Consider the following 14,004-nt stretch of genomic DNA (forward strand, 5'->3'; position numbering starts at 1 on the left):
GGGGGACATCGCGTGGCATTCTGCATGCAACGCGCAAGCGATCGCATTCACCGTCGCATGGTGCGGCATCGTGAAGTTGGACGGCAGATGGGATATGCCAGCGCTCCATCTGTGCCCAAGCCTGAGCAACCTCGCCGCCGCGCTTGCGGCGGTCTGCCATTCACGGCTCGGCATCCGAATGCTCGGCACAATCCGGTCGCTTGTCTGCGTGAATAAGAAGCGGCACGGTGCGCGATGACTGCGATCGAAGCCGCGACGGCGGACAGATCGTTGTACGCCCGCGATCTCGGCGGTGACGCAATGACTGCGCAAGCGTCGGCCGCAGTGTGCGCGTTCATCGAGCGCGGTGGGGCTGGCGCCAGTGCAGCGGCGTGATGACTAGCTTCGTCTAGGCGAATGCAGCTGTTCGACGCCCGAGGCCAGACTGCAGTTAGTCACCGGCCTACAGCAAGATATCAGACGCCCGCAGACCGTCGAAGGCGCCGCACCGTTCCTTGTCCGCAATAAGATGCGCACCGCGGTCGCCCGCTTCACTCCCCGCGCAGCGGAGGCTTGCAACGCACCGTGGAGCACATAGACGCCCGTTTCGCCCCTGCTCCGTTGCATGCAAAACGCGAAATGCAACCGGCTCGGCCGATTCCCCTGCTTTTATTTTAAGATAGCCGCTTCTCCGTGACTCGGCGACGTTTGCCAGGGGTAAGTACGTGTTTTTCCCACTATCAGGCCGCAACACCGTGGCGTGCGCCGCTAGCACGGCGCTCTGCCTCTCGATCGCTTTGCATGCGCAGGCAGCGCTCAGCGCAGCGCAAGGAAACGTTGCAAGCGCGGGTCTTTCCGCGAGCGCCCCGAGCGCTACCGCCGCCGGCATTCTTTCGGCCGAATCGCTGCCGCCTCATTTCGCCGGCGACGATCCAGAGCATGTGCGAGATGCGTTGTCGGCGGCGACCTCGTCCGGACAGCAAGCGGCAACGTCGAACCCGTCCATTACCAGTCGTGTTCGCAGCTTTCTGTCCCGGCCCTTCGTGGCGGCAGGGCACCGGCCGGAGAGCCCGAGTGGCGCCCGGCCGTCGATCGACGACGCATCGCGTTCCGACAGAACTTTTGTATTCGTTATTCCTGCTGCCTACGGCGTGCGTTTTGAATCCAAGAAGAAGCTGCTGTCGGTCGATGTATCGCTTGCCGCACCTGATCAGCCGGACGCCATCCTCCTGAAACGGGAAGTCCACGGACAAAGCGGACGCAAACTGGTGATCGCGCCCGAAGCCAAGGCGAAGGGCTTCGTTCAAACCATCGACACGATCCAGCTCGAAACCGGTGCGCGCACCAAGACTACCGTGCGGGGGCGGGCCGTCGTACCGACGTTCGACGCATCGCGCGGCAGTGATGATTTCGCGATCGTGGTCGTCTGCTCACTGGAACCACCTTATCTCTCGGACCGAACGGAACACAGTGAGCCGACCGACGAAGAGCCCACGGACATCACGAGGAGGACATCGACATTGCACGGTCGCATCGATGCGCTGTGGCTGGTGGACCGGAACGACGGCACGGTCATAACAAGGCGTCTGCGTCTCGTCAAATAGGCGACCGCCCGCGGACAAAACTTCTGCAAGCGCCGGCGGCTGTTAGCTTCACTTCTCGAAGTGCATGCAAAACACCGAACCAAGGTCGAAACGCACCGGCACCCATCTACAATCGAGGAATACGAGCGCGTAGGTTCGCTCGTGACCGGCATACGTAGGAGTGCTGCGCCCGAACATCCCGAACGCAAGGAACGCACGTCGCGGATCGATCGGAAACACGCTCGCGTCACGGAGAGATGAATGCGCCGTAGAATCAGGGCCGTACGCCAGAGCGGCCGGGCCGTCCGGCGACGGCTCTTTCGCCGCAATACTCATGCATGGATGCGCATAGCCGATGTCTTCTCGCAGTTCCCGCTCCTCGCGGGCGCGATTGGCACGGCAGTGGCGCTTTCGATGGCCGTGCTCTCGTTCGCCGCTTTATGGCAAGGTCGTGCACAGGCGCTGGAGAACGCGCATCAGGCATCGTCGAACGTGGTCGCCACACTGAGCGCGGACATTGCACGCAATATCGAATCGAGCGACCTGTCGTTGCGCACGATCGTGAGTGGCATGCAAAATCCAGTCGTGTCCGGCCTGTCTCCGGAACTGCGCCGGCTGGTCCTCTTCGACGGCGCGACGGCCGTGAGCTACATCGGCGGCGCCTTCGTGATGGATGCCCAAGGGCGCATTGTCGACGAACGCGATCCTTCCAGACATGCCGATCTCCTCTTCAACGACCGCGACTACTTCAAGGTCCACGTCGAGCGACCGGACGTCGGGCTATACATCTCCGGGCCGTATCGCTCCCGGTTGCGCGGCGGTCAACGTTCTCTCGCGTTGAGCCGGCGTATCAACGCGCCCGACGGCTCGTTCGCAGGCGTCGCGGTCATTACGATGAACGTTAGTTACTTCGATTCCCTGCTGTCGCGCGTGAACGTTGGACGCTCCGGATCGGTATTCATTGTGCAACGCGACGGTCTCATGCTCGCCCGCAAGCCGCCGTTGCCTCGCGACGGAGCGAATAACGTATCGGCATCGCCGACGTTCGCCTCGATGAAGCAGGAAAGCTCCGGCTCGTACATTTCCACCTCTCCACTCGATGGCGTGCGCCGCCTGTACACCTTCGTACGCGTGCCGGGTACGAACCTGATCGCCGCGGTCGCACCCGCGGAGAACGACGTACTTGCGGGCTGGCGGGAACGCAGCACGGTCATCGGCGGCCTGACACTGACGTTCGGCGGCGGCTTTATCGCCATCTCCTGGCTGCTCGCGATTTCGCTGCGTTCGCGCGCCATCGCGCTCGAGAAGCTGCAGCGGCTCGCGGGCACGGATTCGCTGACGGGCCTGAGCAACCGTCGCGCGCTCGATCGACGTCTCGGCGACGAATGGCGTCGCGCGCGCCGCGCCGACTATCCGATCTCGGCGCTCTTCATCGACGTCGATCACTTCAAGTTCTATAACGACACCTACGGTCACGCGATGGGCGACGATGCACTGGTGGCTGTTGCCGATTGCATGCAGAATGCCGTCCAGCGGCCCGGCGATATCGTCGCGCGCTACGGTGGAGAGGAGTTCGTGATCGTCCTTCCCGGCACCTCCGCGCCCGCGGCCGTCGTCTTCGCAGAGCGCCTGCGCGCCAACGTAGAGGCCCTCGAAATTCCGAACAGCAGGTCGCTGAAGGGCGTACTCACCATCAGCATCGGATGTGCAACGGTTCATCCGCGACAAGGCGACGATGCGCTCAAGCTGCTCAACAGCGCCGATGCCGCGCTTTATCGCGCGAAAGGCGCCGGCCGCAATCGGGCGGTTCACGAAAACAGCATGGCGAGCGGCAACGCTTGAGCACATTTAACCTGGCTTACGCGAACACGGCGGCATTTTGCATACGAAGGAGCCACCCAATGACAACGTCAGCGGTCATATCCGCGATCCTGCTGGCGATTCTTCTCGGCGCGATGATTCCCGGACCGAGCTTCGTCATGGTCGCGCGCAACGCGATCAGTCTTTCGCGGGCCGACGGCCTCGCCACGGCGTTCGGCATGGGCCTGGGCGGTATCGCATTCGCCGGTATCGCGCTAGCGGGTCTCTACACGCTGCTGTTCGCCGTCGAATGGCTCTATGTCGCGTTGAAGATAGCCGGCGGACTCTATCTCGTGTACATCGCGCTGCGCATATGGCGCGGCGCCTCGCAGCCGCTATCGATGCAGACTCGCGGCGCACAAGTCACCGGCAGTCTGCGCCGCTCGTTCTTGCTCGGCCTGACTACCCAGCTAAGCAACCCGAAGACCGCAATCTGGTACGGCAGTATCTTCGCGGCACTCCTGCCGCAGCATCCGCCGCTCTGGTGTTACTTCGTGCTGCCGTCGTTTGTATTTTGCATTGAGTTCGGCTGGTACACGGTCGTCGCCCTCTGCTTCTCGAGCCGTCGGCCGCGTGATGTGTACCTGCGCGCGAAAGGGTGGATTGACCGCATCGCGGCAACGATGGTCGCAACGCTCGGCTTGCGACTCATCGTTGCTGCTGGAAAGGACGGCCTCTGAGCTAGATTGCATTCAGAATTCCGACACAACGATAACGAATTCGGAATACCAATATGCCCACCTGGCTGTCCTTCGGTGTACCGGAAGCGCGCCGTTTCGTGCGTACGCTCGTCGCGTGCACAATCAGCTATGCGGGCGCTCGCCTGGCCGCGCTTCCAGAAGGCTATTGGGCGCTGATTACGACTCTGGTCGTCGTCACTCAACCGAGTCTCACGCAAGCCCTCGGCACCGCACGCGATCAAGTCATCGGGGCCTGCATCGGCGGCGTGGCGGGTGTGATCGGCGTGATGGCGATTCAGCGGGGCGCTGCGCCGCTTGATGTGTTCGCGGTCGCGCTGATACCGCTCGCCGCTCTGACCGCGAAGCGTCCGGCCATGCGGCTCGCCTGTGTGACTCTCGTGATTGTCGTCTTGATACCGGCGGGCTCCGGACCGCCCTTTCAGCGGCCGTTGCATCGCGTACTCGAGATTCTTATTGGCGTGACGGCGGCATTCATCGTTTCGGCGATCTGGCCGAATCGCGCGCTCCTCACCGCTCATCGACGGGTCGCCGATACCCTGGAAAGCCTTCGTCAACTCATCGACCTACAACTCTCAGGACAAGCCGACGAAGACAGGGCCGCCCGTCTCGAAGCTCTCAGTGTGCAGGCGCAGCAGGCCCTCGACGATGCGCTTCACGAAGCCGAGCGCGAGCACATCATCGTGCCTTTGCGTAGTCATCGTTCGGATGCAATCGACAAGGCCGCGCCGTTTCTGCGTCGACTACATAGTGACGCGCTGTTTCTTGGGAAGGCGCTGTCGAATGGGCAGCCGGATGAATACAGAATGCATTTTCGGGAGATCCGCCGCGCGCTGCAGGCCCCGTTCGCAGCACTCGCGGACGCCCTCAACGACAGGAAGCAGGACCCGTCGAAGCTGGAGCGCGTGCGCGAGTGCATGCGCCAACTCAAAAAGGCGCTCGAGGACAATCGGGCGGATGACGCGGGGCGGGACGTCGCCTACTTCGTCGTCGGCCTCATCGTGACGGACCTCGACGCGCTAACCACGGCCATCTATCCAAGCGACCATCCAAGGACGCGTTAGCGCGACAGTCCCCGCGCATCTATCGGCCACACATCGACGACTCGTCCGTTGCGATGGCACACAAATTCATCGTAGAGGTTCACCGTCGGATCGCAATGGCCTGGCGGCAATAGAATGCGTTTGCCTAGCAGCACTTCCGTGTCGTCGTATCGCGCAAGCTGTACGTCCAGCATGCCGTGCTCGTCGTTCGCGGCAATGTAGGTGAAGATGCGCTCGTCGGACGCATCGAGCGCTTGCACGCTGCGCGGTAGTCCCGAGTCCACCGCCAGTCCTTTGAGTCCTACATCGCACACGGCGATGCCGGGCCGCGCGGCACTCATGATCGTCGACAATACGAAGAGACTTTGCCTCCAGCGCTGTGCGTCGCTCCATGTCAGCGCACCGTAGTCGCCGTCCATGAACAGGTAGGACCCGGGCTGCAATTCGGTATAGACGCCACTGGCTGCATCGAACTCGACAGTGCCGGTTCCGCCACCGGTGATGACGGTACATTGGATGCCACGTGCCTCCAACGTGCATGCAAAATGCGCGGCGCGCTCAGCGGCACGACCCGCTGCGGTCTTGCGGGCCTGCCAGTCGACAATATGCTGGGCGCCACCGTGGTAGGCCTGAATACCGGAGAAACAGAGCGCCTTTTGCGCGGCGATCGCATCGGCGAGCGACATCAGCGCATCGTCGGTGGTTACGCCGCATCGATGCTGGCCCGCATCGACTTCGACCAATACGTCGATGTGGACGCCCGCGCGTGCCGCCGCGTCTCCGAGCGCGGTGACTTACGCCAATGCGTCGACGCAGACCGACAGCCTTACGTGCGATGCCAGTTCGACGGCCATCGACACCTTGTCCGCCCCGACGAACTCGTTACTAATGTGGATGCTCGGGATGCCGGCCGCTGCGAACGGGTACGCCTCCGACAACTTCTGGCAGCAAACGCCGACCGCGCCAGCGTCCGTCTGACGTCGCGCAATGGCGCTGGACTTGTGCGCCTTTGCGTGCGGGCGCAACGCGACGCCGTGTCGTGCCGCCAACGAGTTCATCTGCGCGAGATTCGAGTCGAAAGCGTCTAGGTCCAGCACGAGAGAAGGCGTCGCGACCTCGGCGAGCGTGTCGCCGATGCGGGCTGCGGGCGGTGGAGCGAGCGTCATGGGTGCGGGCACGTGAGGTGAGGAAGAGTCATCTTATCGCGTGACACGCCGCTCGGACGGATGCGGCACGCAAAATGCCGCATGCAAAGTGCCGCAGACAAAGTGCCCCATGCGGAACGCGAAGCGGCCAAAGACTCACGCCGCGACTTCGGTCTCCAGAATGGCTCCTTCATCTTTCAGCGCCTGGATACGCTCGTCGTCGAAACCATACTCATGGAGCAGTTCGGACGTATGCTGACCAAGGAGCGGTGCGGGACGCGACGACTGAGTAGAAGAATCGGAGAAGTGGATCGGCAAGCCGATGCCTCGCATACGGCCCGCAAGCGGATGCTCCGTCTCGACAATCATGCCCCGCGCCAAGGCTTGCTCATGTGACGACGCCTCGGGAACGCTGAGCACCGGTCCGCTCGGCAAGCCGATTGCGTCGAATGCGGCGAGCCACTCGTCCGTGGTCCGCTCGACGAGGCGTGCAGTGAGAATTTCGACGAGTGCTTCCCGATGCTTGAGCCGTCCGGCGTTGGTCTGAAAACGCTCGTCTTGATCCAATCCGCCAATGTTCAGTACTCCGACCAATCGCTCGTAGTTGCTCTGGTTGGCCGCGCCGATGTTCACCCATCCGTCGCGTGTGCGGAAAGCCTGATAAGGCGCGCTCGTCGGGTTGGCCGAGCCTGCCTTCGGCAGCACCGTCCCGTCCGCGAAGTAGTTGGCGAAGGCCCAGTACATCTGCTGCAACCCGGCTTCGAAGAGCGACGTATCGACCATTTGCCCCAGGCCGGTGACCTGTTTTCGCGCATAGGCCGCGCTGATGCCGAGCGCGGCGAGAATGCCAGCGTTGATGTCAGTGACAGGGGATCCCGCCTTGATTGGCGCCTGCCCCGGCTCGCCGGTCATGCTCATCAGGCCACTCATGCCTTGCGCGATGAGATCGAAGCCTCCTTTGTCCGCCATCGGCCCACTGCGACCATAACCCGAGATCGCGCAGTAGATGAGACCCGGGTTGACGGCGCGTAGCGCTTCATAGCCCATGCCGAGTTTTTCCATCGTGCCGCGCCGATAGTTTTCAGTGACGACGTCGGCGGTCGCGAGCATCGTCTTGAGCACCTCCTTGCCGCCCTCGGTCTTCAGGTTGAGCGCGATGCCTCGCTTGTTCCGGTTCACGATCATGAACGATGCCGATTCGCCGCTCGCGAGAATCGGCGCGAACCGCCGACAATCGTCGCCGTTCGGGATCTTTTCCACCTTGATGACTTCCGCGCCCATGTCGGCGAGCATCATCCCGCAGATCGGGCCTGACATGATGTGCGCGAGCTCGATCACCCGCATGCCCGCTAACGGTCCCTTCCCCGTCCCTGCCGATTCCGTCGTCCGCTTAGACGCGTCGTTTGGTATTTCGTATGCCATCTCAACGCCCCTTGAATTCAGGTTTGGTTTTGCTCAAGAACGCCTCGTATCCCGTGCGGAAATCGTCGGTGCCGAAACAGGCGAACCCTTCGTCACGGTCGTCGTCGCTGAGCGGTGTCGGATCCATCACGCGACGGACGAATCGTTTATGCCAGCGCGCGACGAGCGGCGCGCCATCGGCAATGCGGCGCGCCGTTTCATACGTATGCGATGTCACGTCGCCATCCGGAACGATGCGTGTCACCAGTCTTTTCGCGAGAGCCTCGCTCGCGCCGAAAATTCGTCCTTCGAGCAAGATCTCCAGCGCGACCGCGGGCCCCGCCAACTGAACAAGCCCCTCCATTTCCGCATGAGCCATCACCAGGCCCAGGTTCTTGATGGGCACTCCGAAGCGGCTCGACTCGCCGCAGATGCGCAGATCGCACATCGCCGCGATCTCGAGACCGCCTCCGACGCATATGCCGTGAATCATCGCAATCAGCGGGTGACGACAGTTCCTCAACGCCCCGAGCGTTCGATGCATGATCGCGCCATAAGCCCGCGCCTGCTCCACGTTGGACCGGTCGGTGCGGAATTCAGCGATATCGTTGCCCGGTGAGAATGCCTTTTCACCCGCGCCGCGCAGGACAATGCAGCGCAGCGCATCGTCTCGGGACAGCGCCTCGATGGTTTCACCCAGCGATTGCCACAAGTGCTTGGTCATTGCGTTGAGCTTCTCGGGCCGGTCGATGATGACCGTCGCGATATCGCCGTCGCGCGTCGTCACGATGGATGCTTCCGCCACTTTGCCTCCTGATTGAATGTTGCATGCACTTTGGGCCGCCGACTCACCGTCGGAACGGCCCACCCGGCAAGTCACACGAACTTCCTCGCATGCGCTGTCTCGTTCTTTTCATCTTCTACTTCCAGCGTGCGGTCGGGGCGCATGGCGAACGAGAGAATGATGCCGGCCGCCATCAGGATCATCGAGACCGTGAACGGGAGGTTCCAGTTGCCGGTGCGATCGATGATCCATCCGCCGACGACCGGGCTGACGATGGCCGCCAGCGCCGATCCCGAATTCATAATGCCAGCGGCCGTGCCCGAATGCTTCGGCGCGATATCCATCGGCACTGACCACATCGGGCCGATCGTCATTTCGTTGAAGAAGAATCCCGCCGACAGGCACAGCGCTACGAGCGTTATGGAGAGATTCGACACCAGCATGATCGGAGCAAGCGATAGCAGCGTCAGCAGCATGCATACGCCGACCATCATGTTGCGTGCTAGTCTCACGTTCCCGCTCTTGCGCAGGATGCGATCCGTCAGAGAGCCGCCGAGCCAGTCACCCAGCACGCCCGCGAAGAACACGCCCGACGCGAATAGCGCGGACTTGCCGAGCTGCATGTGATAGTTGTGCAGGAAGTACTGAGGGATCCAGCCGAGGAACAGCCAGAGGACCCAGCCATAGCAGAAATAAACGGCGGTCACGGGCGCCATGCGACCGAGCAACGTGCGCCACGGCACGGCCTTGCGTTCCTTCACGCCTGAGTAAGTGGCAAGCGTCTGGCATTCGCTGTCGGTGATGCGGGGATGATCGCGCGGGTTGTCGCGGAAGTAGAACACCCATGCGAGCGCCCACAGAAAGCTGATGATGCCGGTGATGATGAACGCGCCGCGCCAGCTCGTCGCGAGCATCAGCCATACGATCAGCGGTGGCGCGACTGCATTCCCGATGCGGGATGCTGCATGCGTAATACCTTGTGCAAAACCGCGCTGATCGGCCGGCATCCAGTTGGACATCGCGCGCGTTGCGGTCGGAAAGGTAGCGCCTTCGCCCAGGCCGAGAAGAACGCGAGCGACGATCAGCGAAAGGAAGCCGCCAGCCATGCCTGTCAGCACCGTCGCCCCCGCCCAGATAATGGCGCAGACTGTGAGCGTTCGGCGCGGCCCGAAGCGGTCGCCCACCCATCCACCGATGATTTGAAACACCAGATAGGGATACGCGAAAGCGGAGAACACGAATCCGATCTGTGTATGCGAAAGACCAAGTTCCGCGCCGAACTGACTGGCAGCGGTACTGACGTTCACGCGGTCGATATAAGTGATGAAATACATCGCGCATAGCAGCAATAGAACGCGCGTGGTGGCTCGACGGAACATCATCGTCTCCTTGAGTGGTCGCGTGCGTGAGCCGGGCGCACGACGGCGCCTGTCACGACTTACGGAACAGCGTCTTGTTGCTTAGGACGAAAGACTGGCGCGTGCTTATGGCGCTCGTCGGCGTGAACGGCGACTGTGCGGTTTGTACGATGGTTTCATGGCTTCGTCTCCTGTTCGCGGATCGATGAAGTGTCCGCTGTCATGGTGTCGATGAATGAATCGCTTGTCTCTACGCTCTACTTCGCTCGCTATGATTCATGCGAGGGCACGCTCGAGAACACGGGCCACATGCCACGCTTCGGTCTGTGCGCCATCGCTGATCTGATGTCTGCAACTCGTACCGTCGGCCACGACGATGGCGTCTTGCGCGTCGCGTGCCTGCCGCACCGCCGGCAAGAGCGACAATTCCGCCATGGCTTGCGATGCTTCGTAGTGTTCCGCCTCGTAGCCGAAGCTACCGGCCATGCCACAGCATGACGACTCGATAGTCGTGACGTTCAGCTGCGGGATCCACGCAAGCACGGCTTCGACTGGGCGCACGGCGTCGAATGCCTTCTGATGGCAATGACCGTGCAGCAGCGCCCTGGGCTTGTCGAGCGCCTTCAGCGCAAGCTCGAAGCGTCCGGCGGCACGTTCCCGAACGAGGAACTCTTCGAACAGGAACGATGCTTCGGATACCTTACTAGCCGCATCGCCGTATCCGTAACCGAGAAACTCGTCGCGCAAGGACAATATGCAAGACGGCTCCAGCCCGACGATGGCCACGCCCCGTTCTACGTATGGCAGCAGCGTATCGAGCGTCCGGCGCGCTTCGGCTTTCGCCTCATCGACGAGTCCCGCGGCAAGGAAAGTCCGCCCGCAGCAAATCGGTCGCTCGCCTGCTTTCGTGTTCAGATGCACCGTATAGCCAGCCGCTTGCAGCACCCGCTGCGCGGCGCGAGCATTCTCCGGCTCCATGTAGTTGTTGAACGTATCGACGAAGAGCAGCACTTCCTTGGTCGCCGATGCGACCCGTTTGCTCGCCGCTGCGTCGAGAAATGGCTTCTTGATTCGGGGAAACGCGCGTTGTGGCGCGAGTCCTAGCTTGAGCTTCAGCCAGCGCGCAGTGCTTGGCATGTTCCTTTCGAGGGCGTTGCCGAGCCACGGCATGCGGCTCGCAAAAGGCGCGTAGCGCGGAAGGTAAGCAATGAGTCTTTCGCGCAGGCGCAGACCGTGACGCGCCGTCCATGCCGCACGCGCTTCGATCTTCATGCGCGCCATATCGACGCCTGTCGGACAGTCCCGCTTGCATCCCTTGCAGGAAACGCAGAGGTCGAGCGCCTCTTTGACTTCCTGACTCGCGAGCCCTTCTTCGGCCTCGCCGAGTTGACCGGAGAGCGCAAGACGAAGCGTATTGGCGCGACCTCGCGTGACATGCTGCTCGTCCTTCGTGATGCGGTAACTCGGGCACATCGTCCCCGCATCAAACTTGCGGCAATGGCCGTTGTTATTGCACATCTCGACGGCTTTCGCGAGGCCGCCCGTGAGGTCGCCACCCGAGCCGGCAATGCCTTCGATGCCCGTTGCCGGATCGCGCGTCACGTTCCATGCAGACCAGTCGAGCTGCGGCGTAGTCTCTCGCTCGCGATACGACGGCGGAAACCTGAATAGCGTGGCATCGTCCATCTTCGGCGGCGCGACGATGCGGTCCGGGCTCATGCGGTTATCCGGATCGAAAAGCCGCTTGATGTCGCGAAACGCTTCATTGATGCGCGGCCCGTATTGCCACGCGACCCATTCACCACGGCAGAGGCCATCGCCATGTTCGCCTGAATAAGCGCCCTTGTATTCGCGCACCATCGCTGCGGCCTCTTTCGCTATCGCGCGCATCTTCAGCGCGCCGTCGCGCCGCATATCGAGAATGGGCCGCACATGCAACGTACCGACGCTTGCATGTGCATACCATGTGCCCTCCGTGCCGTGCTTTCTGAACACCTCAGTCAGACGGCCGGTGTATTGCGCGAGATGTTCGAGCGGGACCGCGCAATCCTCGATAAAGGACACCGGCTTGCCATCGCCCTTCATGCTCATCATGATGTTGAGCCCCGCCTTGCGCACTTCCCATAGCGCCTTTTGCGGGCCGGCTTCAGGCATCTGCACGACCGATCCGGGCAAGCCCAGATCGCCCATTAACTCGACCAACTGCGCGAGCTTCATCAACTGCGTGTCGCGATCGGCGCCTGCAAATTCCACGAGTAGCACTGCCTCGGGATTGCCGACCAGCGCCTTCTCGACGACCGGACGGAACGACGGGTTGGACATCGCGAGATCGATCATCGTGCGATCGACGAGTTCGACTGCAACTGGCCCGAGCTTCACGATGTGCTGCGTCATGTCCATCGCATCGTAGAAGCTCGGGAAGTTGACGACGCCGAGCGTCTTATGCGCGGGAATCGGCGAAAGCTTGAGCGTCAATTGCCGACTGAATGCAAGCGTGCCCTCGGAACCGACCAGCAAGTTGGCGAGGTTCGGCTCACCGTCGCTGAAAGGCAGCGGGCTCTGGCAATCGAACAGATCGAGGTTGTAGCCGGCCACGCGTCTCAGTACCTTGGGAACGCGCTCGCGCAGTTCATCGCGTTCGCGCATAGCGATGCTGCGCACGCCATCCACTAGATCGCGCATGCGTGCATCGAATTGCATCGCGGATAGCCTGCCGAAACGCGCTTCATGTCCGTCAGCGAGGATCGCGTCGATCGCGTCGACGTTGTGCACCATGATGCCGTATTCCATCGAGCGCGAGCCGCATGAGTTGTTGCCGGCCATGCCGCCTATCGTGCATTGCGCGCTCGTCGATACGTCGACCGGAAACCACAGGCCATGCGGTTTGAGCCAGGCATTCAGATGATCGAGCACGACGCCCGGCTCCACCGTCACCGTGCGTGCGTCTTTGTCGAAATGGACGATATTGTTCAGCCACTTCGTCGTGTCGATGACGAGCGCCTCGCCGACGGTTTGTCCGCATTGGCTGGTACCCGCGCCGCGTGCGAGGACGCTCGCGCCCTGTGCACGCGCGATGTCGAGCGCTACGCGAAGATCTTCCTGATCTCGCGGAACCGCGACGCCGAGCGGCATGATCTGGTAGATCGATGCATCGGTCGCATAGCGCCCGCGCGAGGCGCGGTCGAACAGCACATCTCCCTTCAACTCGCGCTGCAAGCGGGCCTGCAAAGGCGTAGGCGCCGAGCCAACCCGCGCTCGCGCAGACGCGGGCACAAGATGTATCGGCTTGACTAGACGGTCGGTGGTTGAGTTGAGCATCGTCGCTATCGCTGAAGGGCCGTTGACTTTCGAATGCGGAATGCCTAATGCCTAATGCCTAATGCCTAATGCTTCATTCGAAATGCAGTTGAACCGGAGGAAGACCGTCGATTGCGCCGATCGCTGTGCCTGGTCCGTCGGGGAACGCCATGCCGCTATAAGAACCGGCCGTGATCGCTACGCCATTCTCGACCGCGAGGCCGCGGGACACCGCATGATTGATGGTCCAGGCCAGCAACCGCCGTGGGTCGCCTGCGGGATTCGCAGGGGTCGCGTCGAAGAGCGGCCGGCCGTCGTACGTAAAGGTCATCGTCGGCGATACGAAGGGGAACGACTCGTCATAGGGCACGCCTTCGCCGAGCACCAACGCGCCGTGGTTCTGCAAATCCGCGAGTTGCCAGAGCTTGTCGACATCGGGCCATGCGGCGAAGCGGCTCGCGACGACTTCGATTGCCGAATGAATGCAATCGATAGCCGCCAGCACTTGCGCGTCGTCATAGGGACCACTACCCGCTTCGAAGCGCCGCTTGAACGTGAACGCCACTTCGAGTTCCAGCGCGGCCTTGCCGAATGCCTGCATCGAAAGGCGCGCGCCCGAGCGATGCACGCCGTCGGCCGGCAGGAGCGCACCCTGAATGGGACCGTCTGCCGACTTCGCACCGACCTTCCAGCCGCCGATCACCCCCGCATGACCGGCATCCCCGGCGCTTGCTCCGAGCGCGCGCAACGTCGCCTCTTGCACAGCGTAGGCTTCGTCCGCGGTGGAAGGTCGCGCGCCTTCGGGCAAGGTGTCGAGCTTCGCGCGGTGTGCCTTCGCTTGCATGAAAAGCCGGGC

General features: G+C 62.3%; 9 protein-coding genes and 1 pseudogene. 4 read left to right on the top strand and 6 right to left on the bottom strand.

Annotation, left to right across the window (positions count from 1 at the left end):
• Window positions 1-704 precede the first annotated feature (704 nt).
• The 4 genes from NCR34_RS20060 to NCR34_RS20075 all read left to right on the top strand — a co-directional run bounded on the left by NCR34_RS20060 (window position 705) and on the right by NCR34_RS20075 (window position 5,184).
• Window positions 705-1,583, top strand: coding sequence for a hypothetical protein (locus NCR34_RS20060; protein ID WP_248324348.1), 879 nt, complete (start codon window positions 705-707; stop codon window positions 1,581-1,583).
• Window positions 1,584-1,823: 240 nt separating this feature from the next.
• The gene (locus NCR34_RS20065) at window positions 1,824-3,404 is read left to right on the top strand and encodes a GGDEF domain-containing protein (protein WP_248324349.1); all 1,581 of its coding nucleotides are present in this window, start codon (window positions 1,824-1,826) and stop codon (window positions 3,402-3,404) included.
• A gap of 59 nt (window positions 3,405-3,463) precedes the next feature.
• Complete coding sequence (locus NCR34_RS20070) at window positions 3,464-4,102, top strand: LysE family translocator (protein ID WP_248324350.1); 639 nt, start codon at window positions 3,464-3,466, stop codon at window positions 4,100-4,102.
• Between the two features lie 53 nt (window positions 4,103-4,155).
• On the top strand, window positions 4,156-5,184 hold the full coding sequence (locus NCR34_RS20075; RefSeq protein ID WP_248324351.1) for an FUSC family protein: 1,029 nt from the start codon (window positions 4,156-4,158) through the stop codon (window positions 5,182-5,184).
• On the opposite strand, the pseudogene NCR34_RS20080 reads toward NCR34_RS20075, so the two are convergent.
• The 6 genes and pseudogenes from NCR34_RS20080 to NCR34_RS20105 form a co-directional block, all read right to left on the bottom strand.
• Window positions 5,181-6,329, bottom strand: a pseudogene (locus NCR34_RS20080) (DSD1 family PLP-dependent enzyme). The gene NCR34_RS20075 and the pseudogene NCR34_RS20080 overlap by 4 nt on opposite strands.
• Window positions 6,330-6,464: 135 nt before the next feature.
• Window positions 6,465-7,652 carry a CaiB/BaiF CoA transferase family protein gene (locus NCR34_RS20085; protein WP_248324353.1) on the bottom strand — a complete coding sequence of 396 codons (1,188 nt, stop codon included), beginning with the start codon at window positions 7,650-7,652 and terminating at the stop codon, window positions 6,465-6,467.
• A 79-nt stretch (window positions 7,653-7,731) separates the two neighbouring features.
• Window positions 7,732-8,514, bottom strand: coding sequence for an enoyl-CoA hydratase/isomerase family protein (locus tag NCR34_RS20090; RefSeq protein ID WP_248324800.1), 783 nt, complete (start codon window positions 8,512-8,514; stop codon window positions 7,732-7,734).
• 71 nt (window positions 8,515-8,585) lie between these two features.
• Window positions 8,586-9,875, bottom strand: a complete 1,290-nt coding sequence (locus NCR34_RS20095; protein ID WP_248324354.1) for an MFS transporter — start codon at window positions 9,873-9,875, stop codon at window positions 8,586-8,588.
• Window positions 9,876-10,127: 252 nt separating this feature from the next.
• Window positions 10,128-13,169, bottom strand: coding sequence for an FAD-binding and (Fe-S)-binding domain-containing protein (locus tag NCR34_RS20100; RefSeq protein ID WP_250501013.1), 3,042 nt, complete (start codon window positions 13,167-13,169; stop codon window positions 10,128-10,130).
• 73 nt (window positions 13,170-13,242) lie between these two features.
• A complete protein-coding gene (locus NCR34_RS20105) occupies window positions 13,243-13,992 on the bottom strand; it encodes a 2-keto-4-pentenoate hydratase (protein WP_248324356.1) in 750 nt (249 codons plus the stop codon).
• Window positions 13,993-14,004: the final 12 nt, after the last annotated feature.

It is taken from the genome of Caballeronia sp. GAWG1-5s-s (genome assembly GCF_023631445.1).
Classification (GTDB): domain Bacteria; phylum Pseudomonadota; class Gammaproteobacteria; order Burkholderiales; family Burkholderiaceae; genus Caballeronia.

Bases quoted from the DNA above. Each gene is read 5' to 3' on its own strand.
- NCR34_RS20065 (WP_248324349.1), top strand. From the start codon at position 1,824: ATGCGCCGTAGAATCAGGGCCGTACGCCAGAGCGGCCGGGCCGTCCGG.
- NCR34_RS20070 (WP_248324350.1), top strand. From the start codon at position 3,464: ATGACAACGTCAGCGGTCATATCCGCGATCCTGCTGGCGATTCTTCTC.
- NCR34_RS20075 (WP_248324351.1), top strand. From the start codon at position 4,156: ATGCCCACCTGGCTGTCCTTCGGTGTACCGGAAGCGCGCCGTTTCGTG.
- NCR34_RS20085 (WP_248324353.1), bottom strand. From the start codon at position 7,652: ATGCGGGTGATCGAGCTCGCGCACATCATGTCAGGCCCGATCTGCGGG.
- NCR34_RS20095 (WP_248324354.1), bottom strand. From the start codon at position 9,875: ATGATGTTCCGTCGAGCCACCACGCGCGTTCTATTGCTGCTATGCGCG.
- NCR34_RS20100 (WP_250501013.1), bottom strand. From the start codon at position 13,169: ATGCTCAACTCAACCACCGACCGTCTAGTCAAGCCGATACATCTTGTG.
- NCR34_RS20105 (WP_248324356.1), bottom strand. From the start codon at position 13,992: ATGCAAGCGAAGGCACACCGCGCGAAGCTCGACACCTTGCCCGAAGGC.